The sequence below is a fragment of the [Clostridium] clostridioforme AGR2157 genome, from assembly GCF_000424325.1.
Taxonomy (GTDB): Bacteria; Bacillota; Clostridia; order Lachnospirales; family Lachnospiraceae; genus Enterocloster; species Enterocloster clostridioformis_A.
Genome location: NZ_AUJR01000006.1, coordinates 58374 through 82736 on the forward strand (window position 1 = coordinate 58374; position 24363 = coordinate 82736).

17 protein-coding genes and 3 tRNA genes are annotated in these 24363 nt (G+C 50.8%); 19 read left to right on the forward strand and 1 reads right to left on the reverse strand.

What is annotated here, in order from left to right:
* The first annotated feature begins 56 nt into the window (after positions 1 to 56).
* The 16 genes from G614_RS0103300 to G614_RS0103385 all read left to right on the forward strand — a co-directional run bounded on the left by G614_RS0103300 (position 57) and on the right by G614_RS0103385 (position 18394).
* Positions 57 to 992, forward strand: coding sequence for a S66 peptidase family protein (locus G614_RS0103300; RefSeq protein ID WP_027640786.1), 936 nt, complete (start codon positions 57 to 59; stop codon positions 990 to 992).
* Between the two features lie 202 nt (positions 993 to 1194).
* Positions 1195 to 1268: transfer RNA gene (locus G614_RS0103305), tRNA-Arg, on the forward strand.
* Positions 1269 to 1304: 36 nt separating this feature from the next.
* Positions 1305 to 1378 (forward strand) — tRNA-His (locus G614_RS0103310).
* Positions 1379 to 1585: 207 nt separating this feature from the next.
* Positions 1586 to 2224: an orotate phosphoribosyltransferase gene (locus G614_RS0103315; RefSeq protein ID WP_027640787.1), complete on the forward strand. Its 639-nt coding sequence runs from the start codon at positions 1586 to 1588 to the stop codon at positions 2222 to 2224.
* Positions 2225 to 2490: 266 nt separating this feature from the next.
* A complete protein-coding gene (locus tag G614_RS0103320; protein WP_027640788.1) occupies positions 2491 to 3363 on the forward strand; it encodes a tyrosine-type recombinase/integrase in 873 nt (290 codons plus the stop codon).
* Between the two features lie 451 nt (positions 3364 to 3814).
* Complete coding sequence (locus G614_RS0103330) at positions 3815 to 5062, forward strand: bacterial transcriptional activator domain-containing protein (RefSeq protein WP_027640789.1); 1248 nt, start codon at positions 3815 to 3817, stop codon at positions 5060 to 5062.
* 189 nt (positions 5063 to 5251) lie between these two features.
* Positions 5252 to 10591, forward strand: a complete 5340-nt coding sequence (locus tag G614_RS0103335; RefSeq protein ID WP_027640790.1) for a Cna B-type domain-containing protein — start codon at positions 5252 to 5254, stop codon at positions 10589 to 10591.
* Positions 10584 to 11243 carry a hypothetical protein gene (locus G614_RS0103340; protein ID WP_027640791.1) on the forward strand — a complete coding sequence of 220 codons (660 nt, stop codon included), beginning with the start codon at positions 10584 to 10586 and terminating at the stop codon, positions 11241 to 11243. The genes G614_RS0103335 and G614_RS0103340 overlap by 8 nt, the downstream gene beginning before the upstream one ends.
* Positions 11244 to 11246: 3 nt before the next feature.
* Complete coding sequence (locus G614_RS0103345) at positions 11247 to 11999, forward strand: BsaA family SipW-dependent biofilm matrix protein (RefSeq protein WP_242827991.1); 753 nt, start codon at positions 11247 to 11249, stop codon at positions 11997 to 11999.
* 17 nt (positions 12000 to 12016) lie between these two features.
* Positions 12017 to 12982 carry a BsaA family SipW-dependent biofilm matrix protein gene (locus G614_RS0103350; RefSeq protein ID WP_027640793.1) on the forward strand — a complete coding sequence of 322 codons (966 nt, stop codon included), beginning with the start codon at positions 12017 to 12019 and terminating at the stop codon, positions 12980 to 12982.
* Between the two features lie 117 nt (positions 12983 to 13099).
* On the forward strand, positions 13100 to 14035 hold the full coding sequence (locus G614_RS0103355; RefSeq protein WP_027640794.1) for a BsaA family SipW-dependent biofilm matrix protein: 936 nt from the start codon (positions 13100 to 13102) through the stop codon (positions 14033 to 14035).
* A 15-nt stretch (positions 14036 to 14050) separates the two neighbouring features.
* The gene (locus G614_RS0103360; protein ID WP_027640795.1) at positions 14051 to 14548 is read left to right on the forward strand and encodes a signal peptidase I; all 498 of its coding nucleotides are present in this window, start codon (positions 14051 to 14053) and stop codon (positions 14546 to 14548) included.
* A gap of 50 nt (positions 14549 to 14598) precedes the next feature.
* Positions 14599 to 16245: a BsaA family SipW-dependent biofilm matrix protein gene (locus G614_RS0103365; RefSeq protein WP_027640796.1), complete on the forward strand. Its 1647-nt coding sequence runs from the start codon at positions 14599 to 14601 to the stop codon at positions 16243 to 16245.
* On the forward strand, positions 16242 to 16973 hold the full coding sequence (locus G614_RS0103370; protein ID WP_027640797.1) for a class B sortase: 732 nt from the start codon (positions 16242 to 16244) through the stop codon (positions 16971 to 16973). Before G614_RS0103365 ends, G614_RS0103370 begins: the two co-directional genes overlap by 4 nt.
* A gap of 154 nt (positions 16974 to 17127) precedes the next feature.
* A tRNA-Gln gene (locus G614_RS0103380) sits at positions 17128 to 17199 on the forward strand.
* 127 nt (positions 17200 to 17326) lie between these two features.
* Positions 17327 to 18394 (forward strand): P1 family peptidase, encoded by a 1068-nt coding sequence (locus tag G614_RS0103385; RefSeq protein ID WP_027640798.1) that lies wholly within the window; start codon positions 17327 to 17329, stop codon positions 18392 to 18394.
* On the opposite strand, the gene G614_RS0103390 is transcribed toward G614_RS0103385, so the two are convergent.
* Positions 18391 to 20520 carry a sigma 54-interacting transcriptional regulator gene (locus G614_RS0103390; RefSeq protein ID WP_027640799.1) on the reverse strand — a complete coding sequence of 710 codons (2130 nt, stop codon included), beginning with the start codon at positions 20518 to 20520 and terminating at the stop codon, positions 18391 to 18393. The genes G614_RS0103385 and G614_RS0103390 overlap by 4 nt on opposite strands.
* 234 nt (positions 20521 to 20754) lie before the next feature.
* On the opposite strand from G614_RS0103390, the gene G614_RS0103395 reads away from it, so the two are divergent.
* The 3 genes from G614_RS0103395 to G614_RS0103405 all read left to right on the forward strand — a co-directional run bounded on the left by G614_RS0103395 (position 20755) and on the right by G614_RS0103405 (position 24356).
* Positions 20755 to 22440 (forward strand): glutathione ABC transporter substrate-binding protein, encoded by a 1686-nt coding sequence (locus tag G614_RS0103395; RefSeq protein ID WP_027640800.1) that lies wholly within the window; start codon positions 20755 to 20757, stop codon positions 22438 to 22440.
* A 100-nt stretch (positions 22441 to 22540) separates the two neighbouring features.
* On the forward strand, positions 22541 to 23461 hold the full coding sequence (locus G614_RS0103400; protein ID WP_027640801.1) for an ABC transporter permease subunit: 921 nt from the start codon (positions 22541 to 22543) through the stop codon (positions 23459 to 23461).
* Positions 23462 to 23477: 16 nt separating this feature from the next.
* Positions 23478 to 24356, forward strand: a complete 879-nt coding sequence (locus tag G614_RS0103405) for an ABC transporter permease subunit (protein ID WP_027640802.1) — start codon at positions 23478 to 23480, stop codon at positions 24354 to 24356.
* The last annotated feature ends 7 nt before the right edge of the window (positions 24357 to 24363 follow it).

Sequence of the window (24363 nt, forward strand, 5' to 3'; positions counted from 1 at the left end):
AGTAAAATTGCTTTCTGACACGCTCCGGATTAAAATGAAAGGACGGATTGAGACAGATGGTATTTCCGGAGAGATTGAGGGAAGGGGACACGGTGGGTCTGGTGTCTCCTGCATTTCCTGTAAAGGAAGAAGATAGGGATGGCTGCGTAAAGCTGCTGGAGGACATGGGGTACCGGGTAAAGCTGGGGACATGTCTTGAGAACATGTATAATTTCCACAATTATCTGGCGGGGGATGCCTGTGCCCGGGCAGAGGACATAAACCGCATGTTTGCGGATTCACAGGTGAAGGCGGTTTTCTGCGTGCGGGGAGGCTATGGCAGTTCTCAAATCATGAAATACCTGGATTTTGAACTGGTGAAGCGAAATCCCAAGATTTTCGTTGGATACAGCGACATAACAAACCTTCACTCTGCATTCCAGATGTTTGGGAATCTGGTTACCTTCCATGGTCCAATGGTGTGCTCCAACATGCTGAAGGACTTTGACGCCTACACCAGGTCCAGCCTGTTTGCGGCCCTCAATATGGAGGGGAAGCTGGAGTTTCGGAATCCGCCCGGGGAGGAAGGCTTTAAGACCATCCGGGGAGGGATGGCAGATGGCATTCTGGCAGGCGGCAATATATCCGTACTGGCCAGGGCCTGCGGCACCTTCTATCAGCTGGACACCAGGGATAAGATTCTGTTTCTGGAGGATGTGGAGGAAGGAATCGCTTCCCTTGACATGTATATCACGCAGATGGAATATGCGGGGATGTTTGAACGCGCGGCGGGAATTCTTCTTGGAGATTTTACGGACTGTACCAATGACCGGTATGACGGCACCTATCAGATTGAAGAATTCCTTCATGACCGCTTTGGAACCTGTGACTTGCCTGTGATGTATCATATCAGGTCAGGCCACGACAAGCCCATGGGAACCCTGCCCTTTGGCACCATGTGCCGCATGGATGGGGACAATAAACGGATTCAATTTTACCGGCAGCCACGGTAGATTTCGCGGTAAAATATGGCTTTGGCGCAGCCTTTTTCAGCTCCGGAATCCGGGATTTGGAAAAGGCTGCAAAAATGACTGCAAAAAAGGACAAAAATTTAAAAAAAGTGCTTGCAATCTCCATAGACATATGATAAACTATAGCTCGTTGACAGCAGTCGGCATGAAAGTGCAGGGTCACATCAATGCTGTCAGAAGTTGTGAGTCTGTAGCTCAGCTGGATAGAGCAACGGCCTTCTAAGCCGTGGGTCGGGGGTTCGAATCCCTTCAGGCTCATTGAGCGTAAGCTCTGATGTTTCATAACTTAATATGGTGGGTATGGCGAAGTTGGTTATCGCGCCAGATTGTGGCTCTGGAGGCCGAGGGTTCGAATCCCTCTACTCACCCTTTTCCCCTTTCCGGGTACGGAGAGGGGATTTTTTTATTTGATATTCCGGTATGCTGGCGTACGGTTTACCAGCTGGAGATACATCCCTTTATTACCCTGAAGGAGACAGCTGCTTACTGCATACAACCCTTGTATCAGACGTGATTCTCTAGTATAATAATAGATAGATACTGATGTTTAGAACCACTGAAAGGGGGGCGTCTTTATGGATAACAAGTATGTGAAGATACATGCAGCGGGCTGTGAGGCACCGCTTAAGGTCACACCCGGACACTTTGCCACCAACCATGCCCATATCAATTATTATATTGATATGACTACTCTGAAGACAAGGCTCAGTGAGGCGCAGGAAATTGCCAGAAGCCTGGTGGGGATGTTTCTCTATGACACGGCTGTGGACACCATTGTGTGCCTGGAAGGAACCCAGGTGATCGGAAGTTTTCTGGCCGAGGAGCTGACCAGCGCCGGAGTTCTTTCCATGAATGCCCACAAGACCATCTACATCGTGACGCCGGAGTACAACAGCAACAGCCAGATGATATTCAAGGAAAATATACTGCCCATGATACGGGGGAAGAATGTGATCCTGCTGACTGCATCGGTCACGACCGGGCTTGCCCTGAATAAGAGAATTGAGTCTGTTCTCTATTACGGAGGTGTACTGAGAGGGATCACGGCCATATTCAGTGTTCTGGATGAGATGAACGGGTATAAGATCACTTCTATTTTTAATAAAAAGGATGTTCCGGATTATGCGTTCTATGATTACAGGGACTGCCCGTTCTGCAAACAGGGGAAGAAGCTGGAAGCCCTGGTGAACTCCTATGGGTATACCAGCCTGTAAGAATAAAGCGCCATGATAGGGAATCATACCAATCAGCATATGCCGGACCTGTGTCCGGCATTTTCCTTTGATCGCGTTTCCTTTGCAAAGGGAATCCGCTGCTTGATTTTTTTGACATCTTAATGAAATTTATTTTTACATAAAAAGCGGAAATGCAGGTATGATTTATGAAATAAAAACCAAGCTAAAAGGAGGCCTTACACGGGCTTCCTTTTCTATATTTGCCCGGCAGGGGAAGGAACATAAACAATCAAGGAGGAATGGATATGCCGAAGAGAATGATTTCAGGCGGAGAAATCGATGAGTACTGTCTCTGGCTGCAGCATAATGAAATGAGTCAGGGGACCATCCATAAATACAGATATTATCTGAAACAGTTTGAGCTGTTTATGGACGGGGGAGCGGTTACCAAAGAAAGGGTTATGATCTGGAAAGAAAAACTTAAGGGAAATCTGTCGCCGGTAACTGTCAATGGTGCGCTGGCTGCTGTCAATGGATTCTTCCGGTACCTGGGATGGAATGACTGCCTGGTCAAGTTTATAAAAGTAAAGCACCATGTATTCTGTTCCAGACAAAAGGAGCTGAACAGAGAAGAATACTTTCGGCTTGTGGAAGCTGCCCGGGAAGATGGGAATGAAAGATTGTGTCTTCTGATTCAGACCGTGTGCTCTACAGGTATCCGCATATCGGAGCTTTCCTATATCACGGTTACGGCAGTGGAAAAACAGATTGCAGAAGTGGACTGTAAAGGAAAGGTCAGGACCATCTTTCTCACGCAGCAGCTGTGCAGGCTTCTTAAGGAGTATGCAGAGAAAAGAAAGATCCGATCCGGCACCATCTTTGTGACACGGAATGGAAAACCCCTGGATCGCAGCAATATATGGCGTGAGATGAAGAAGATCGGAATAAAGGCAGGAGTTGATCCGGAAAAGATATTTCCCCATAATCTGCGCCATCTCTTTGCAAGGGTGTACTACAGCCAGGAAAAAGATCTGCTGAGGCTGTCGGACATACTGGGACACAGCAGTGTCAACACGACGCGGATCTATACAATGGAAAGCGGGGAAAATCACGTCAGACAGTTGGAGAGAATGGGCCTGCTCATAGACCGTTACAACAGAATTCCTCTTTTGTTGTAAACAGAGGGGTAGCATTTACGATTATTATACTACATATTTTTTATGTTTGCCATAGAAATGTGATTGGCTTATATATTTTTTTAAATCATCGGCACAATAAATAAGCTGGTTAAATCCAAATTTTTTCCAGCCTGTTTCTTGTGCTCTTTTTTATTTTTTTCCCGGATGATCCGGAGGATTGAAAGGATGGGAGAAGGTGACAATAAGGAATTTTACAACAAAAGAGGAATTCTGTTGTAATTGGTAGCCAGGGTACTTTAAGTGAAGGGGAAGAAGAGATGGGCAGTGAATGGTTTAGCGGAGTGGGTGACATGGTGTTGAAGCTAGTGGTAAATTTCAGGAGTGCCCTGGAACTGATGCGCATGATCAGCATGATACAGCTGTAGACCAGGAGCGCGGAGCCTTCCGGCGCAATAAGCTCCGGCATATGATGATAAAGGAGGCGGACCGTATGGGCGGTAAGATTCTGCGTGTACAGATGCTGGGTAAATTTACAATGCGTTATGGGGAGGACCGCATACTGTTTCATAAAACAGGCAATGCAAAATCCGTGCGTCTTCTTCAGATGCTGCTGCTGTCCGGTGAGCAGGGCATTGCAAAAAGTGAGATCATGGATTTCCTCTATGGGTGGAGCGAGGTGACTGACGCGGGAAACCGCAATAAAAATTTGAACAATCTATGCTACCGGCTCAAAGGACAGCTGGCGGCTTCCGGCCTTCCGGAGGAGGAATATGTGGTCATACAGGATGGGGTATGCAGTTGGAAGAGCAGTTTTAAGGTTGAACTGGATGCAGCCTATTTTGAAACGCTGGTCCATAAGGCAGAGGGGAGCCAGGGCCGGGAACGGACCGCGCTGTTCCTTCAGGCCAATCAGAGCTATTACGGAGAGCTGCTTCCCATGTACCAGTCCGATATGTGGTTCTATGAGAAGAGTGAGTCTTTTAAGCGCCTTTATGAAGAGACGATCCGGGAGTTGGAGCAGGCATTTAAAGCCGATAATGACTACCAGAACCTGCTGAAACTTTACACCAGGGCATCTGCGGTCTATCCCTTTGAGAATTGGCAGACAGAGCAGATACGGTGCTGCCTGGAAATGTACCGGTATGAGGAAGCCATCGATATTTATAACAGGACCATGGAACTCTACGCAAGGGAGATGGGGAATCCTCCGGCGGAGGAGATGCAGAAGTGTTTTGAAGACCTGGAACTTTTTGAACGGAAGCACAAAAGAAGCATTCAGGCATGGCACACAACGGACCGGCATTTTATGGGCAGGGAAGGGGATATCACCAGGGCCATATTTGAGGAAGGCATCATCACGGGGGCGTATTACTGTACCTATCCAAGCTTTATTGACTACTGCCGCCTGCTGCTTCGGGCCAGGGAGCGACATGACCTGAACCCGGTGCTGATGTTCCTTACTCTGGGTCAACAGGAAAAAAGAAGAGGGCAGGACAACCGCATATACCAGATGGAGCTGCTGAAAGACGTGATCGGCAGTTCCCTGAGAAAAGGGGATGCGTATACACGGTACGGAAACCGCCACTATATCCTCCTTCTCACCAGGATCAGCAAGGAATCCTGCAGCATTATATTTCAGCGGATCGAATCCGCCTACAATAAGGTACCGGGCAGCCGGGGAGAGCTGTGGTACCACGTGAACATGACCCAGGAACTGGAAAAGAACATGCTGGAATAAAACTTATATCGCCATTGCAATGTGGCGATATTTTTGAGCCGTATATAGAAAAATGGGAAAATGCACCAGATGTGGCAGGTTGCAGGATACCCCCTTTGATAAAATTAACATTATGGAAAGATCACTTTGTCCATTAAGGGTAATATTAAGGAAAATATAAGAGTTTGCAAAACATACAGGAGGTAAATGATGAATCGGAGATTGAAAGCGGGCTGGAAGAGGATAACGTCTGTTTTTTTGGCGTTTACCATTGTAAGCATACTGATACTGGGCAATTCCGGGATTGCATTTGCCGAAGGATATGACGACAGGTTTTACCGGGAGGAGACGGATCTGTCGGAGCTTGGCGATTTTTCCAAGGCCACGGTCAGCAATGCCAGCTTCAGAAATACAAAAAAGGATGATGTTGTTATCAGCATATTCTCAGAAGAGGGGGATTATCGTTCCGGAGGTCTGGTTACCCTGGATGTACACCTTAAGAATGAGACGGGAACCATGATCACAGATGGCTCCCTGACATATAGCGCCAAGGGAATTCAGGAGGGTTCGGCGGAGTTTCTTCTTTTGGAGGAATCAGGAGAGGATGAGTTTGATGCCGGCATACCGGACAATGGTATTTTGGATGATGGAGCACCGGAAAATGATATGCTGGATAATGAAACACCGGAAACGGGTATGCCGCAGGAGCGTGACCAAGATGAAGGTCTGGCTGGAGAAGACTCCGGTGAAAGTGAGGAGCGCAGGGAAAGTCAGGTTGAGATCATACCTGAGGATACGTTAACGGATCAGGGTATTCCGGAAGAGGAGGATAGCACAGAGGGACTGGAGCGGATTGAAGGGATCGAACTGGTTCCCGGACAGATTTATTCAGTATGTTTTACATTTGCCATTGATGAAGATATTGAGGGGGTACGGAACCAGCAGGTAAAGTTCCAGTTTAACGGAAAAGGTGAAGAAAGAAGAATACGTGTCCGCGAGAGTTTTTTATATACGGTCAATTATCTGAACATAGATTCGGTTGAATTTCATGATGGAAACCGTATAGGAACAGGTGAAACGGTCACCATGGGAATCCATGCAGCCATGTTTGATTTTGACGCAATTCTGGAGGATTCCTTTAAGGATGTGGCAGATGCTGCGCCTGCTACACCGTCAGTGGCTGTTCCAATCGTTCCACCGGCTACGCCATCTGAAGCATTGCCGGCCACACCGTCGCAGGCCCGGCCGGATATATCTTCAAAGCCGGTACCAGAGACGCCGGAAGTAGATCAGGGCATACCGCAGGAAGCTGAGTCCCAGGCGCCCACGGAGGCAGTTGCAACAGAACCAGAGGAAAACGTGACTCAGGTACCCACAGAATCGTCACCAGCTGATCCGGAGGAACAGGCACCCACAGAGGCAGTGCCAGCAGATCCAGAGAAAACCACTGCCCAGGCGTCAGCCGAAGCAGCACCTACGGAAGCAGCAGCCACAGAAGCAGCATCCACCATGTCATCAGAACCCGTCCAAGAGGTTTCAACAGAGACAGGAGTGACAGAGCATGACCAACGTGAAAAAATGGGGTCTGAATCCATAGTTAAAATTGAAACAAAGTTGGAAGAACCGGTATCAAGCGCCCAACCGGAAGACAAGACTGATAAGACCGGAAACGAGGTGACTGACAATGACGCAACCGGCGATGATGCGACTGACAATGACGCAACCGGCGATGATGCGACTGACGATGACACAGCCGGCGATGATGCAGCTGACGATGGCGCAGCCGGCGGTGACACGATTGAGAGCAATACGATCCAGAGCGCCCCAAATGAGAGCGATCCGTCAGGAGGACGTAAAGACACAGCTGCGGAAGATGCCAGGGAAACTCAGGAAGATGCAGATGAGGAGGAAAGCGAAGATTATACGGTAGACCTTGGAAAAGTAAATTACAGGATTGAAATGTATAACGCCAAGTTAAATAGCTTTAAGGTGAGAAAGGCATTGGTGGATGATGTAAGGGAGAATATGCTGATCTGTTCCTTCCGCGTGTCCGGGGATGTGAACCCTGGGATCTACTTTGGCAAGATCACCCAGGAGAGCAGGGTAAAAGGAAAGACCTGTAAATCCACCCAGGGATTCTCACTGATCGTAACAGGTGATGGGGAGATCTCCCTGGAAGACCAGATTGGGGATGCTGCTGTAACGGTCAGCGGGCCAGTGGATTCCTTCCCTGAGGCAGACCAGCTGGCTGTGAGAGTCTCCGAAGTAGAGCAGGCTCAGATGACCCAGGTGGATGAAGCACTGGAGAAAAAGTCTCAGGAAGAGGGGATCTCCATTCAATCCTACAAAGCCCTGGATATTAAGCTCTACGCGGATGGCGTCGAGGCTGAACCGGTAGGCCCCATCAATGTAGCCTTTAAAAACCTGGAGCTGGAAAAACGTGATCCTGCGGCTGCGTCTGACGCGCTGCCTGATGCACCGGCCGCTGTCCAGACGCTGTCCCAGCAGGAGGAAACGGCAGATCCCAGCGAACGGATCCAATCCGGGGGAGAGGAAATCAAAGTCTATCATCTGGATGAAACGCAGGTTGTGGCAAATGAGATGAACAGCACGGTGGCATCTGACGGAACAGTGGTTATGGAGACAGACCACTTTTCCATATACATTGTGGTCAATGTGCCGGAAGTAAAAGAAGTGCCTGTGACAGTGGAACACTGGGCACAGTTGGATCAGATGACCTTTGACAGTAATGGGAAAATAAAAGAATCCGTCTCCGGGAACAGGCTGTATCCGGGAGCCCAGAGCGGAAGCACGTATGCAAAGCAGGAGGTAAAGATATACAGCGATGATAACCTGACCCTGCCCAATGGATCAGGCACAGGGGTGGATTATTCAATTGCGGTTTCCAACTGGAGTAAGGTTGCTTTGGGCGGTAATTATACGGTGAAAAGTGTGACCATAACCAATGCAAACTACCCCAATGGACAGACCTTTACGGAAAATGCAGCAGACCAGAAGATCTATCTCGCTGCCACCAACAATAAGATAAAAATCAACTATGTGCCTACTTCAGGCACCATAAAGGGATATACGGGTTTCCACGATTACAATGTTACGGTGGAGGGAAAGACCACGGATGGGAACCATGGAACCCTTAATACCAGCAAGGTGGGAATAAACAATACCTCCCTGGGCAGCAGTACCACCCGTATCGGAGTGGGGATCGGAGGGACCGGTCAGGCACAGATACGCCATGGTTATACAGGCGCACCAAACAAGGCAGGTTCCGTGGTGACAGGGATTCCCCAAGGAACCCTGGCCGCGGACAATATGATTAAGTTTAATTATCAGGATCCGGGCCTTTTTGCAACCCGGGACATTACCACCAGTGAAACATATAAGGACGGCAAGAAGGTAACCTATTATGCCAAGAAATACCTGCCAAACTATCAGCTGGGCTTTGAACGCCAGGGGGATACCTATACGCTGAAATCCGTATACGACAGTTCGGGAAAAACACTTTCAAAAAACCTGGATCAGATCGTCTATACATGTAACAGCTGGAACGGATCCAAGAAACTTTATTCCAACCTGTTCTGGCCTTTGGACAGTGTCAGTTACAACAACGCGGTTAACGGAAAAAACAGGGATCCTCTGTTTGGCTATAACCATTACGGGTTCCCTCAAAATGATGAGGATGTGAACAACAAGGGGATCACCCACAACTGGTTTTTCGGAATGCGCTATGACTTTGAGTTTGTCCTGGGAGATTACACAGGGCCCATGGACTACTATTTCAGGGGAGATGATGATTTCTGGCTGTATGTGGACGGCAATCTGGTAAGTGACGTTGATCTGGGAGGAATCCATTCCGCGGAGGGCTCCTATGTGGATCTGAAGTCATGGATGCAGAACAAGGGTCTCCTAAGCGATAAAAACCAGAAGCATACCATGTCGGTCTTCTTTATAGAGAGAGGAGGAACCGGTTCCTGCTGTTACATGAAATTCACACTTCCAAGCATCACATCAATTCCAACCCCGGAATCCGAGACGGTTTCCCGTACGGTCCAGAAGCTGTGGCTGGATGGAAACAATGAGGATAAGAAACGGCCCGAATATATCTATGTCCAGCTGAAACAAAATGGCGCTTCCTACGGAAGTGCGGTCAGGCTGGAGGCCTCCAATGGCTGGAAGTATACGTGGGATAACCTGCCCAAATATAAGGAAGTGAATTCAGATGAGGAGCATGTTTATACCGTAGAGGAAGTCGGAACAATTGTTGGTTATACATCAAGTGTCAATGGGATGACCATCACTAATACCCGGCTCACGGATATCAATGTGAGGAAACAGTGGGTTGGAGGTGCCGGAGAGGGTTCTGTTCAGGTGGGATTGTTTAAGGACGGAAGTAAAAGGACAGGAGACATTATCACACTGGACAGCTCCAACAACTGGTCCGGCGCATGGCAGAACCTGCCGGGGTATGACTCCGGAGGGTCAAAGATCAATTATGTTCCCTATGAGGTAGACTCTTCCGGTAACAAGGTGGAAGCCGGCAGCACGGTGCAGATTGGGGAGGGACAATATATTGTCACTTACAGCAGTGATCACTCTGTGATAACCAATACTTATAATCAGAAGGACCTGACAGTGAAAAAAGTATGGGTGGATTATGAAAATACCTACCATACGCGGCCTGAGATATTGGAGGTCCAGCTGTATCAGAATGAGGCAGCCTATGGCGGACCTGTAAAACTCAGTGATGCCAACCAATGGACAGCAGATTGGAAAAACCTGCCTGTAAAAGCGGATGGAAGCTCCCCGCCATATGTTTACACGGTGAGAGAGCTGGACCGGACGGGACGGCCCATAGAGGATGGCAGTACGGCAGTACTGTCCTCCGGATACTCCTACACAGCATCCTATGATTCCAGCGGTACGGGTACTTCCGCCAATCCGTTTAGAATAACCAATACCCTTTTGGCGGCAAAGCTGAGGATCAAAAAGACAGTGGAACAGAACGGACTTGAAAATGAGCCCATTGATCCCACCTATAAATTCGTGATACAGGTCCTGGACAGTAAAGGAACTGTCTATACGCAGACAGCTCTTGGAAATGGAGAGGAAAGCGGGGCAATCCTTGTAATTCCGCCGGAGGAAGGCCAGATCTTTTCCATTGCGGAGATAGTGCCCATGGAATACACCATGACACATATGGAAAGCCAGCCGGCAGGTGCGCTCTCAGAAACTGACAATGGGGATAAAGTTACAGTGAAACCAGGGGACGATATCCTGGTCATCCTTACAAACACCCCTGATCACGAGAGCTATTTCCATCACACCGCATCAGTCACAAATGTAAAGGGATTTTCAAATGGGGAGGGATCGGATTTCAGGCCGGAGAACCCGTTTACAGAATATCATGGAAGTGACAATCCGCAGTATATGGCATCGGCCTTTACCTCGGACTGCATCATGGCGTTTGTTGAGGACAAAGGTGTAGCGCGCGGCCAGAGAAAGCTGGAGAAAGGAGATGATCTTTATGGATAAAAGAAAGGTCTTATCCAGGCTGCTGCCAATGATCGTGCTGGTATCCGTATCCATTGCCGCCGGGGTAACAGGCGCCACGGTTATCCACTCCATGCAGCTGGAAAATCCCATAAAGACGCCTGTGGTAGAGGGAGGGATAACAGAAAACCTGGACCAGGGGGCGAAGGAGGTTTCTTTTACCAATAATGGGGAGGCGGATGTATTTTTAAGAGTTGCATTTGCACAGTCATGGGTTGCACATGATGGTACAGTGCTCCCTAATAATATAGTAGATGCATCCGGTCAGGCTTTGCCCGTGGCTGTTCCCAGCCTTTCATTGGACGGCAATTGGGAAGGCGGGGAGGATGGGTGGTATTACTACAAAAAGGTGCTTCCCGGTTCCGCATCAGGCATGCAGGACCGCAGTACGGAAAAGCTGGTCCGGGGCGTGGATTTTATGGATCTGACAGGGATAGAGGATCAGCGGTATAAAAATGCAGAGTATAAATTCCATTTTACGATGGAGATCGTGCAGTCCAGCGATGACTGGAATGTCAGCAGGAAGGCAGTGCAGCGGCTTTTTGACAGGGACATTTCAGTGATGCCGGATAACTGGGACGGAGATAAATATGGATGCAGTATTAACTGGAATGTTGATTCCGGAAAAAATTAGGAGGTGGTTGTTTTGAAAGGATTAGAGATCCATACATGGCTGAAAAACAAAAAGACAGCCTGTCTCCTGATACTGGTCATATTGCTCCTGTCATTTGCAGTCACATTGGCATATTACAGTGATATCCTGACCCTGGCCAATCCCCTGGGAACTTCCCACAGCGGGGCGGCCATGGTGGAAAGTTTTGACCCGGAGAGTTCGTTCCTGCCCGGGGAGACAGTGATTAAAAAAGTTTCGTTTCAAAACACAGGTAAAATGGACCTGTTCCTGCGTGTCGAAGTACCTCCCCAGGAGAACTGGTACCGGAAGGGGCAGGGGAGCAGCCCGCCTGTTATCCTTGAAAAAGAAGCTGGCTATGACACGGATCATGTGATCAAACATTGGAATCCGGGAGTCTGGGTCGATCCCGGCCAAACAGAGGGAAATGTAGATTATATGAACATGGAGACTGAGTTCTGGTCAAAGTCATACACGGATAGGAACGGAAAGAGCTACCGGTATTATAAACAGATCCTTCCGGCAGGGGAAACCACGGACTGTATCCTTGAGAGCATCAGCCTGAGCGATGAAGTGTCAAATGACCGGCATGACGTGGATTACAGCGATAAGATTTATAAACTGACCTTCCATGCAGAGGCGGTTCCTGTTGAGGAACATGATTCGGCCGTGGGGGTACAGTCACAGTGGAATATGGTGGTTCAGGAAGACAGCAGTGGTGTACTGACATGGAGTCAGGGCAGCCGGGCCGGTGAATGATACAGGAGGACAGGAGAATGAGAATAAACGGAAAAGTCATAGCAGCGGCCGCAATGCTGGCAGTGGCCGGGCTCGGCGGGACATTTGCTTACTTTAACCAGACTCTGACAGCCGCCAACATATTTGACACAGGGAAATATGATACGGAACTGGTTGAAGAGTTTAAGCCTTCGGAGGGCGAGAACTGGGGGCCTGGAACCAGTGTGAACAAGGATGTGACGGTCCGCAACACAGGCACCCTTCCCGTGGTGGTGCGGGTGAAATTCCAGGAAAAGTGGGTCAGGGGACAGGAGGAATTCTATTTTACAGACACCTCTCTGGAAAAGGAGCGGCCGGCTGCCATTGGAAGCCCATCCAATGCCAACAATGCATTTGAGAACGTTTACCAGGGTGACCCGGAAGACGGCATTGCCAATCCTGACGCGGATGACTCAGTGGTATTTAAGAGCATGGCGCCGGATGGCGGCTGGGTTTATAATCCGGCGGACGGATATTATTACTATATGTATGTCCTTCCCGGGGCAGTAGAGAAGGAGGATGGCAGCCAGGACATTGCGGAGACAACCAAGCTCCTCGATGGCGTGACCCTGGCGGAAAATGTGGATATGGGTTCATACAAGGAGACCCGGTATTATGCCACCACGGGTCAAAGGCCGGAGAATGAAAGCGGCGACTGGGTGGAATTCGCCACGGCCAGCAATGCATCCAGCCCTCTTGGATATGATTACATTTCCACCAGGGAAATGAATGAGCGCCTGAAGGCGGATGGAAGCCAGATAACCTTTATGAAATCAGTCACTGATCTCAGGGATGCCAAGCTGGCAGGGTACAGTGGCGCTGATTATACACTGGTGGTGGCAGCCCAGACCGTACAGGCAACGGACCAGGCCGTTAACACAGTATTTGGAAATGGCGGTGTCTTTGATTTTAAGCAGCTTGGATGCGATTGGAAGCTGATCAGCGAGTCAGAGATCCAGAAGTAAGTTCAGTTGTCCAAAAGAGAATGATTAAACAGGTTATTACCGCCTATGTTTTTTAGATGGACGGACCAATATAACAAAATGGAAGCATTATAATATGAAAAAGCAGGAGGAAAAGACATGAAGAAGTTAAATAAGAAAGCAGCGGCAGGAATCGGGCTTGGAGCATTAGCCCTGGTGGGAGGAACATTTGCATACTATTCACAGACAGCGTCCCTGGATAACCCGCTGAGCACAGGCAAATATACCACCCAGCTGGTGGAGGATTACACACCGCCAACGGAAGATTTAAAGCCGGGCGCTAAGTGGGATAAGAATGTAGGTGCGGAGAATACCGGAGATTATCCCGTCCTTGTCAGGGTAAGCATGAAAGAAAACTGGTCCTACAAGGGAGCGGCGGACCCCTACAAAACCATATTGAGCGATTCAGACCTGTTTGACAACGGAACCTATGCCGGCGGAATCTTTGACGCAGCCCAGGTTAATGATACCGATGGCCTGACACCGGCAGAGGACGGCACCGTGGTACATAAGAACATTCTGACTGATGCCGGCTGGATCGATGGAGGGGACGGATACTGGTACTGGAACGGCGTTCTGGAGAAAAAAGGGTCCGCCAAGTCCAGCACCACCCACCTGTTGGAAGGGCTGACCATGGCCACGGATATTGACCTTGGCTACTATGAGACAAAAGAGTACTATGCCATTGCAGCAACACAACCGGATCTGGATAATACCAATGCCTGGACATTGATTGACTGGACCCAGGTTGATGATGAGAACAATGACGGCCTTAAAGATATACGCGACTTGGCAGCTGTTACAACTATCCCTGAGGGAGAGAGTCTGTTCCGCAAATCCGAATCCAATTTAGACAGCGATAAGAAGGGCTACGGAGACTCCAACTACACACTGACCGTTACCTCTGAGTTTGTCCAGGCCACAAAGGATGCAGTGACCGATTCCTGGGCAGGATTCAATCTGGATCAGCTGACCAATGTACAGGTTAATGCAGAGGACGGCGTAAATCTTGAGAATAAAACTGTTACACCATAATACAGAGGCCGATGAATGAACGTTCTGAAACAATTGTTTAATATCCTTTCATGGCCCGTGTATCTGTGTATTGCCGGATACCTTCTGATTGCAGCTCCCATGCTGGCCGGTTACCGGCCGGTGGTGGTGCTCAGCGGAAGTATGGAGCCCGCCTTTCCTGTTGGAAGCGTGATTTACTATAAAGCGGCTTCCTTTGAGCAGATTCAGGAGGGAGACCCCATCACCTTCCATGCGGGTGAGGATGGCTCGCTGGTCACCCACAGGGTAGTGGAAAAGCAGGAGCTGAGCCGTGATTTTATCACCAGGGGCGATGCCAATGAGACTGCGGACCCAAACCCGGTTTCATATGACCGCGTGGCAGGCAGGGCGGCTGATGTGAGGATTCCTTATGCCGGATATTTTGTCACCTATGGCAGAACACCTCAGGCAATTGGGGGCATGGGAGGAATCCTGGTGATCGGGATATTACTTGATTTTATCTGCCCGGGAAAGAAGCGGGAGGAAAAGGCATAAACGCCTGTTGGCAGTATAGCTGTAATCCGTTTGGACAGGAGATTGATGTTATGAAAAAAGGCAAGATCATGTTATTGGGCCTGGCAGTTCTGGCGGCTGCATCGGTGGGAACTACCTGGGCGGCGTGGTCCCAGGTAATACGGACCGGCAATGAATACAGGGTTCCCAGGTACAAAACCAGCCTTGAGGAGCATTTCCGCCAGCCGGATGACTGGCAGCCAGGTATAACCACACAAAAGCAGGTATGGGTATCCAACAACCTGAAAGCAGAGGACGGCAGCCTGGAGAGCGGTGTGCCTGCCATTGCCAGGGCGGAGATCCACCAGAGCTGGATACGGCGGGAAAATGTTTACGTCCTGGATAAGGATGGCAATGAGACAGCGGTCCCTCCACTTGAGGGGGAGGCGCTGCCCCCTGACTTTGTGACAGACCAGGGAGAGCGCCAGTACGCGGCGGTCCCTGCTTTTAATAAAGGATCCGTTATGGTGCTCCGGTCCGGAATGGCGCAGGATGCCGGCATACGCCTGAATCTGCCCTATGCAGACAAGGTGGAGGATGCCAGGGGAAGATGGCTCCTGGTGGATGAGGATCCGTCGGAGACGGGGAATTACGTGTTGTATTACATAGGGGTGATACAGCCGGGGGAAGACTCGCCGGTGTTTCTGGAAAGCGTGACCATGAACCCCCTTCTGGAGAACACCATAACGGGAAAAGACACCTGTTATGAGAAGACAGAGGATGGTTACAAGCAGATTACCGTGACCCATACCAGCGCCAAGTACGGGTATGACAGCAGCAGGTACACCATGGATATAAAGGCCACCACGGTGCAGGCCACCAAGGCAGCGGTGGAGCATACGTTTACCGGCGGATTTAATCAGGAAGTGATCCGCTACCTGGCCGATCAGGTGGCGGATCCCGGCGTCTATGACGCCTCCGGCCTGGAAAAGAAGCTGACCCTGGTCTACAACTGGGGAAGCCAGAGACTTGAGTACGTACCCTACCGCTCCGGAACCGGGGAGGAGGAAGGAAACTGGTTCATGAGTTTTACAGACATGGTCCCGGGAGGTATCTACAAAGACCGCCTGAAGGTGGAGAACACCACATCCAACCAGACTGCCAGGGTCTATATGCGGATCGCTCCAAGAGAGCAGGAGAAGATAAAAGACGAGCTCCTGGAAAAGATCACCATGAAGGTCACATTCCAGGGCAGTGTCCTCTATGATGGAAAGGTGACCGGCGCCAGATACGGGGAAGGTGAAAACCTTCAGGAGCTGATTCCCCTGTGTTATCTGAAAAGCGGGACATCTGAGGAGATCCAGGTGGAGCTGCAGCTGGATCCCTCCATTACCTGCGACCCGGTAACGGGAGCGTGTATCTATGCCGATCAGCTTGCCAAGATCGACTGGGAATTCATGCTCCAGACATTCTCGGAAAATGGCGGTGGAGGGGGCGGCGGAGGTGGCGGCGGCAGAGGCGGAGGCGGAGGCCGAAGAAGCGTAACCACCATTGACGATGCAGAGGTTCCACAGGCTGTCATGATCCCTGATCCGGAGATACCGTTGGCCGCACTTCCAAAAACAGGGGACACCACCCCGCTGTTTATGCTGGGAGCCATGACCGCAGTCAGTTTCCTCCTGCTTTCCGCACTGGGAATCTTATGGATCAGGACGCGCAGAAAAGAGGATAAAGCGTGAAGGATAAAAAGCAGGGGATGAGGCCCGTTGTCCTGCCCCTGTCCTTCCTGGCAATCCTGGGAATCTTCCTGGTGTCCGCCGGCCTGCTGTGCCGCTCCCTGTATGAATACAGGAAAGGGGAGAAGGAGTACGGGGAACTCCGGCAGTATGCAGCCAATGCCTCTGATCCGGAAACAGATCCCCAGTCTCCGGGCAGCCTGTCTACCGGGGAGCGGGAACCCATGCTGGCCATTGATTTTGAGACCCTTAAAAAGCTTAATCCCCATATCGTTGCGTGGATCCATATTCCGGGGACACCGGTAAGCTACCCTGTGACCCAGGGGGAGGACAATTCCTATTACCTTACAAGGACATTTTCCAAGGCATATAACGGAGCCGGATGCATTTTCATGGATTACAGAAGCAGTCTGCCCTCAGAGGGCGGGAACACGGTTCTCTATGGGCATAATATGAAAAACGGCTCCATGTTCGGTTCCCTGAAGCGTTACTGGGACAATGAATATTATAGGGAGCACTCCTCCTTTTACCTGTACACGGCAGAGGGGGATATTTTCCTGTGCCATATTACGGGCCGCCGCACGATCCCTGCGCAGACCGATTTTTTTTCCGGGGTGCAGGATAAAGAGGATGAAAAGGGTAGAGACGCCAGGGTCACACTGGTGACCTGTGTGGCGGGGAAAAATGAGGAACGGCTGGCAATAGAGGCAGATGCAGAGCAGATGGAATGAAAGATGGCAATGGCGGCATTGCTGGCGTGGATACAAATCAGGAATCAAATCAGGAATCAAATCAGGAATTCTGCAAAAGTGGGTTTCAAAAACTTGCAAACCGATAAATTCTATGGTATTATAATTTGGCATGCCGGATTACTATATGGCTTGTTGGGCCGTCGCCAAGCGGTAAGGCACAGGACTTTGACTCCTGCACTCGAGGGTTCGAATCCCGCCGGCCCAGTACGATGGGGAAAGTCCGCAGGGACGCCAGTTTGAAGGCGTTTCTGCGGGCTTTTCTTCTATAATAATGTACTGCGCATGATAATATAATCCACATAAGGCCAGAGGATGTGGGAGGAGGAAAGAAGATGGAGAGAAAGAGAATCAGGGATTTTGGCATTGTGCCGGGCGTCATGAAAACCGGGCCTAAAAATAAGATTACAGACGTGCCGGGCGTGCTGGTAGGCCATAAGACAGTGAGAAATGGGGACAACAGGACCGGCGTCACGGTTATTGTACCGGGACCTGGAAATGTATTTGACCGCAAGTTTATAGCTGCGGGATACGTGCACAATGGATTCGGCAAGACCTGCGGCCTGGTACAGGTGGAGGAGCTGGGAACCCTGGAGACTCCCATTGCCCTGACCAATACCCTGAACGTGGGTCTGGCAGCCGACGCCCTGGTGGAGTATACCATCAGGCAGTGCGCAAAGGACCAGGTGGAGGTCACGTCCGTAAGCCCGGTGGTGGGTGAGTGCAATGACTGCAGGATTAACCGCATTCAGCACAGGGCTGTGTCCATGGAAGATGTGATGGAAGCATTTTCCCGGGCAGGTGAGGATTTTGAGGAGGGTGATGTGGGCGCAGGCACGGGAACCGTGTGCTATGGCCTGAAGGGAGGAATCGGTTCCGCCTCCAGAATCATGAGAATCGGCGGAAAAAATTACACGCTGGGGGTTCTGGTGCAGTCCAATTTCGGGGCAACAGAAGACTTGGTAATAGACGGCATCCGGGCCGGTGAACGGATTCTGGTGGAAAAGGAAAGGCGCAGGAAGATGGCCACCGCAGAACAGGACCAGGGCTCCATTATGACCGTCATCGCCACGGACCTGCCTGTCAGTGACCGTCAGCTTAAGCGCATTATCCGCAGGGCAGGTGTGGGCATCGCAAGGACAGGCGCCTACACCGGTCACGGCAGCGGCGAGGTGATGATTGGGTTCACCACCGCAGGCCGTCTTCAGGGAAAGGATGGTCCGGAAATCATGACAAGCACCTGCATCAGGGAGGATCTGATTAACGTGGCCTTCAAGGCAGCGGCGGAAGCTGTTAATGAAGCCATCCTGAATTCCATGACAGCAGCCGGACGTGCCGAGGGACTGGCAGGGGAGGTGTATTACAGCCTGTCGGAGTTCCTTCCGCAGATTCTTAAAAATTAATGACGAAGGGACATAAGTCCCTGCTCTGTTATCTCGCAGCCTCCCCTGGTGCGGTTGATGCGGATAAGTCCTTCTTCAGATAATTCTTTCAGCAGCCCTCGCAGGCGGCCGTCGCTTAATTCCACTCCGGCCTCTGCCAGGGTATTTTTTATGGCTCCCCGGCCGATGCGGGGGGAGGCGGCTATGGCAGCCAGCACCCTGAGGCGGACCGGGCTGTGGTCCCGGTCGGATTTTCGCATCTGGTTCCTGATATAGGAGGGAAGCTGTGCCAGTATCAGGGGATGGGCAGCATAGTGGGAGAAAAAATAACGGGTCAGGTTATAAAGCTCCTGGACATTGCCGGGGTAATCGTAGCCCAGCAGGAAGTCAAAGAGACTGGAGGACAGGATGTCCTTGGCCATAAGGCTCTTGTTGTGGAACAGCTCGCGGAAGAACTGGTCCATGAGCAGAGGGATGTCCTCCCTGCGTTTCCTGAGGGGCAGGGTGTCGATGGAAGCCGCATTCAGCAGGAAGAACAGCTCTTCCCGGAAGGTGCCCTGCTGTACCATCTCGTACAGGTCCTGCCCCGCCGTGGCGATGATGCGCACATCAAAGGGGGAGAAGTGGGTTCCGAAGACATTTCCGGTTCGGTTGTCCTGAAGAATGTGAATCAGGAGCCCCTGAATCTCGGGAGACAGGTATTCGGCGCTGTCAATGAGCAGGGTTCCGTGGTTGGCCTCTTTGAACAGTTCCAGCATCTGGGAGAGCGGATCAGAGACAATCAGGGCTGCTCCTGACAGGCCGGAGGTTCCGTCCGGGTCTGATAAAACGCCCGGGCCGGGAGCGCTGTTTGGGCCGGAAACTCCATTTGGGCCGGAAACCCAGCCTGGTCCGGAAGTCCCGTTTATCCTTGCGGCCACATTAAGCCCCATGGGCATATTCAGACAGACAAAGGGATGCTGCCTCCTGGAGGAGGTCCTGTGTATGGCCCTGGCCAGGAGCTTTTTCTGGGTTCCGCTCTCGCCCTGAATCAGCACAGGGAAGTCATAGAGGGAGAGCCTGCGGGCATATTCCAGGATGTTCTTCATGGGCTCCGAGGCAGTGGTAAAGCTGGTGAACATGCTGTCCGCATATCTGGAGTCGGAGAATACAGGGTCCGGAAGCGGAGGGTAATACGCGGTCCCGTCAGCCAGCACAGGACACGGCGTGCTGTTGAGCAGGTACAGGGGCTCGTGGTTGGGCAGCAGCAGTTCAAGGGAGCTGAGCAGGAGAGGCTTTCCGCTGCGGTTCATCACCTTGTAATCCGCGCTGTGACAGAAATCCATGCCCTTACAGGGATGTGGCAGGAACCGGGACAGATTCCGGCCCGTGATGCCTGTCTCCGGCAGCTCCAGGTCCATGGAGAATCTGCGGTTTACCATGTTGATTTCCCCGCGGACCGACAGAAGGCACAGGCCGATGGGAAGATTGCTGATAACGGTCTGGAGAAGCTGCCGGGAATAGATGTAATCCTGGTAATAGGCGCTGGTCAGCTTGGCAATCTGCATGATGCTGTTCACATAGGACTTGGTAATCTGGTTGGACAGGCTGGCGGGAAGATGGAAATACTCGCACAGCTCATTGACAGTGGAGATGTCGATGATGCGGTTGCCGATATCAATGACATTGGTGATATGGCTGGGAACCAGCTGGGGCTCGCCTACGGTGATGGCATAGTGGATGGACTCGTCAGCAAGGATGCATCCCGGATAAAAGGGCTCAAACCGGTACTGCACCACCCCCGCCTCCTTTAGCTGGTCCATGATGGTGACAATGGAGTCATAGGTGTCGTTTACTATGTAGACACGTTCACCGGGCGGTATGCGGATGATTTGGTCCAGACAGGCGTGGTTGAAGGTCCTGGTACAGATAATCTCCATGACCTCCCCTGGGATGGGGATGGGAAATTCAGACTGGACCAGGGGGCTGGAAAAAAGGATGCACTGGTATCCCTTGATTTGCTCCGGACGCTGGACCTGATCCAGACCAATTGTATCAAAGGCAATGTGGGCTCCCAATATCTTGTGGAGATAGCTCTGGAATTCAAGGCGTATGTTGGAATTGATGCTGACTATGAGTACATGGTATTTTGGTTGGCTTCTGTCCATGGTCCGTCCTCCTGTATAATATTAGGTTAATTATAACAAAAAGATTAGGATATAACAACCTAATGACTTTAAATTTTAAATTTTAACGAATGCTTTACGGAAAAAAGAATGATTTATTTGACAAGGCAGCACAGAAACGTGTAAAATTATTGTAGCAAGGATGCTTACGAAATGAGCGTGAGAGCTGTAGGTTTCCAGGCTTTTTTTGTATCATCACAAAAAGGAGGATATTCTATGAAGAAAAGCGGAAAGAAGCTGTGTGCCCTGGCACTGGCTGCAGCCATGCTGGGATTGACGGCATGTGGTTCATCATCAGGCACCACTGATACTACCACGGCGGCTGCAGGCGGGGCGGCAGCTGCGGAAGAAACGACAGCAGCGGCAGCTGTTGCGGAGGGAGAGTCTGTTTCCCAGGATACGGATATTATAGGAGCGGTCAATGTGGACTTTACCACGCTGGACCCGCTGGATACCAGCGACACCCTCTCAGGAGGTGTTCAGCGTCTTATCATGGACGGTCTGTTTGGTTTTGACGATGACATGAAAATCATTCCCATGCTGGCAACTGAGTATACGGCCAATGACAGCGCCACGGAGTTCACCATCAAGCTGAGAGAGGGCATCACATTCTCTGACGGAACCCCATGGAACGCAGAGGCTGCCAAAGCCAACTTTGACCGTTGGGCGGACAAGTCCCTGGGACTTAAGAGAACCACATTGTTATGTAATATACTGGACACCACTACGGTTCAGGATGATTATACAATCGTAGTAAAGCTGTCCTCCCCCTTTGGCGCGTTCATCGAGACACTGGCCCATCCGGCCTGCGTCATCATGAGCCCCAAGGTTATCGAGCAGGGCTCCCAGGCATGCGCACAGGCCCCCATCGGTACAGGACAGTATACATTTAAGGAGTGGATTCAGGGCGACCACCTTACGGTTGAACTGAACAAGGACTGGTGGGGCTATGACGCGGACATCTGCGGCGGCACGCCTTTGGCTGACAGGGACGCCGGCTTCAAGAGCATCACCTTAAAGCCTGTACCTGAGTCCGCCACCAGGGTTGCCATGATTCAGTCCGGCGATGCCCAGCTTATCTGGCCTGTACCGGATGAAAACCTGGCAGGACTTAAATCCGATCCTAACGTAATCGTGGGACAAGACCAGGGCCTGGTAGTCCGTTACCTGATGATGAACAACCAGAAGAAACCATTCAATGACAAGAAAGTCCGTCAGGCCATCAACTATGCTATCAATAAGGATGCCTATGTGGCAGTTGTCAAGAATGGCAACTCCGAGCCCGGAACCTCTGTCATTGCCCCGAAGCTCCAGTACTACAAGGGAAATGATCCTTATCCATACGACATCGAGAAGGCAAAATCACTGCTTGCAGAGGCAGGCTATCCGGATGGCTTCAAGACAACCCTGATGTTTGCCAACACATCTGCAAACATGAAGCAGGGCGAGTTCTTAAAGCAGCAGCTTGCCGAGGTGGGAATCGATGTTGAGCTTATCAGCCTGGAGAGCGCAATCGTGAACGAGAAGATCCAGGATACGGACGCTCCCGGCGCAGAGGCAGAAGTTGATATGTATATCATCGGCTGGTCATCCTCTACCGGCGACGCGGACTGGGGTATCCGTCCTCTGCTGGCAAAGGAGTCTGAGCCTCCTATGAGCTACAATATCTGCTATTTTGAGAACGATGAATTAGACGGATATCTGAAGGACGGCCTGAACACGGCTGACCGTGATAAGAGAGCGGAAGCATATGCCAAGGCTCAGGACCTGATTTGGGAGGAGAGTCCCCTGGTATGTCTGGCAACTGACTTCAACTCCTGGGCAACTTCCAATAAGATGGTAAATGTAAAGATGTTCCCAGATAGCTGCCTTAATATCAGAAATGGTAAGATGACGAAATAAAAGGCTTAAGGGTCTGGCGGAGGGGGATTCTCTGCCAGACCTTTTTAAGAATAAAATACAGGGTGTATACCCAATAATGATATGAAAGGTGAGAGTTTATATGCTGAGATACATATGTAAAAGAATTGTTGGAGTTATACCAACCCTGATTATCGTAGTTACATTTGTATTCTTCTTTGTGCGTCTGATTCCCGGAGATCCGGCCAGACAGGTGGCAGGACCGCAGGCAACCAAAGAGGATGTGGAACTGGTAAGGGAACAGCTTGGTCTTAACAAGCCCCTTCCCCAGCAGTATGTCAGCTACGTGACAGGACTTGTGAAGGGGGATTTGGGCACATCACTGAGAACCAAGCGTCCGGTGCTGACTGAGGTCCAGGGGCGCTACATGAATACGGTGCAGCTTACCCTTTTAAGCCTGACCTGGAGCGTGATTGCAGGCGTCCTTATCGGCGTATGGTCAGGAAGAAACAGGAGCAAGTGGCAGGACTACACAGGAATGACCGTGGCTGTCTCAGGTATATCCATGCCCTCCTTCTGGATTGGGTTCATGCTTATTATGGTCTTTGCGGTCAAGTACAGGCTGCTGCCCACCACGGGGGCCGGCTCCTTTAAGAACCTGATTCTGCCGTCCATCACGCTGGGGGTCAGCATTGCGGCTATTATTGCCCGCTTTACCCGCTCCTCCGTCATCGAGGTAATGAAGGAGGATTACGTGCGTACGGCCAGGGCCAAGGGCCTGCGGGAAAAGACCGTTATCTGGAAGCATGTGTTCCGTAACTGTATGATATCCGTGGTGACGGTTGTGGGACTTCAGTTCGGTTTTCTTCTGGGCGGTTCCGTTGTGACGGAAACTGTTTTCGCGTTTCCGGGACTTGGTTCCCTTCTGATTGAATCCGTGAACTACAGGGATTATCCTGCAATCCAGTCGCTGATTCTTATATTTTCCCTGCATTTCGTACTGATTAACCTGGTTGTGGATGTACTGTACGCAGTGCTGAATCCAGAAATTCAATTGAGCTAAAAGGGGGCGACAAAAGATGGCTATGAATAAATTGTTAACTGAAAAGACGGACATCAATACCCCGTTTTCAGAGTTTGTAAGAAAGTTCAAAAAACAGAAGACAGCCATGGTTGCCATGGTATTCCTGGTATTTCTTGTGGTGCTGGCATTTATCAGCTATAAGATTGCCCCTTATGGAATCAATGAATATGATTACTCTGCCATCATGCAGCCGCCTACGGCCGCCCATCTCTTTGGCACCGATGAATTCGGCAGGGATTTGTTTTCCAGGGTAATCTGCGGAACCAGGATATCCCTCAGCGTGGGTCTGTTTGCCGTGACCGTGGGAATGATTGCGGGAACCATTATGGGACTTCTGGCCGGATATTACGGCGGCATCATTGATTCCATCATCATGCGTATCTGTGACGTGCTGCTGGCCTTCCCGGGCCTTATCCTGGCAATTGCTATTGTGGCCATCCTGGGAAGCGGACTTTATAACGTGGTAATCGCGGTTGCGGTGTTCAACATCCCCAAGTTTGCCCGTCTGGTGAGGGGCAATACACTGGAGACAAAGAACAGCGTGTTTGTCCAGGCCGCCCGCAACATCGGAGCCGGTGACATGCGCATTCTGTTCAAGCATATCCTGCCCAGCGCCATTCCCAATATCATCGTACAGTACACCATGTCCATCGGAACCTCCATCATCACTGCTTCCAGCCTCAGTTTCCTGGGCATGGGCGCCCAGCCTCCCACGCCGGAGTGGGGACTGCTCCTGAGCAATGGACGTAACTACATGCTGACAAGCTGGCATATCACCTTGTTTCCGGGTCTTGCAATCTTCTTTACCGTGCTCTGCTTTAACCTGCTGGGCGACGGCCTGAGAGACGCGCTGGATCCAAAACTGACTGATTAGGAGTGGG

What these genes read in the sequence shown, in the direction of transcription:
- G614_RS0103300 (WP_027640786.1), top strand. Translation starts at nt 57, where the DNA reads ATGGTATTTCCGGAGAGATTGAGGGAAGGGGACACGGTGGGTCTGGTG.
- G614_RS0103315 (WP_027640787.1), top strand. Translation starts at nt 1,586, where the DNA reads ATGGATAACAAGTATGTGAAGATACATGCAGCGGGCTGTGAGGCACCG.
- G614_RS0103320 (WP_027640788.1), top strand. Translation starts at nt 2,491, where the DNA reads ATGCCGAAGAGAATGATTTCAGGCGGAGAAATCGATGAGTACTGTCTC.
- G614_RS0103330 (WP_027640789.1), top strand. Translation starts at nt 3,815, where the DNA reads ATGGGCGGTAAGATTCTGCGTGTACAGATGCTGGGTAAATTTACAATG.
- G614_RS0103335 (WP_027640790.1), top strand. Translation starts at nt 5,252, where the DNA reads ATGAATCGGAGATTGAAAGCGGGCTGGAAGAGGATAACGTCTGTTTTT.
- G614_RS0103340 (WP_027640791.1), top strand. Translation starts at nt 10,584, where the DNA reads ATGGATAAAAGAAAGGTCTTATCCAGGCTGCTGCCAATGATCGTGCTG.
- G614_RS0103350 (WP_027640793.1), top strand. Translation starts at nt 12,017, where the DNA reads ATGAGAATAAACGGAAAAGTCATAGCAGCGGCCGCAATGCTGGCAGTG.
- G614_RS0103355 (WP_027640794.1), top strand. Translation starts at nt 13,100, where the DNA reads ATGAAGAAGTTAAATAAGAAAGCAGCGGCAGGAATCGGGCTTGGAGCA.
- G614_RS0103360 (WP_027640795.1), top strand. Translation starts at nt 14,051, where the DNA reads ATGAACGTTCTGAAACAATTGTTTAATATCCTTTCATGGCCCGTGTAT.
- G614_RS0103365 (WP_027640796.1), top strand. Translation starts at nt 14,599, where the DNA reads ATGAAAAAAGGCAAGATCATGTTATTGGGCCTGGCAGTTCTGGCGGCT.
- G614_RS0103385 (WP_027640798.1), top strand. Translation starts at nt 17,327, where the DNA reads ATGGAGAGAAAGAGAATCAGGGATTTTGGCATTGTGCCGGGCGTCATG.
- G614_RS0103390 (WP_027640799.1), bottom strand. Translation starts at nt 20,520, where the DNA reads ATGGACAGAAGCCAACCAAAATACCATGTACTCATAGTCAGCATCAAT.
- G614_RS0103395 (WP_027640800.1), top strand. Translation starts at nt 20,755, where the DNA reads ATGAAGAAAAGCGGAAAGAAGCTGTGTGCCCTGGCACTGGCTGCAGCC.
- G614_RS0103400 (WP_027640801.1), top strand. Translation starts at nt 22,541, where the DNA reads ATGCTGAGATACATATGTAAAAGAATTGTTGGAGTTATACCAACCCTG.
- G614_RS0103405 (WP_027640802.1), top strand. Translation starts at nt 23,478, where the DNA reads ATGGCTATGAATAAATTGTTAACTGAAAAGACGGACATCAATACCCCG.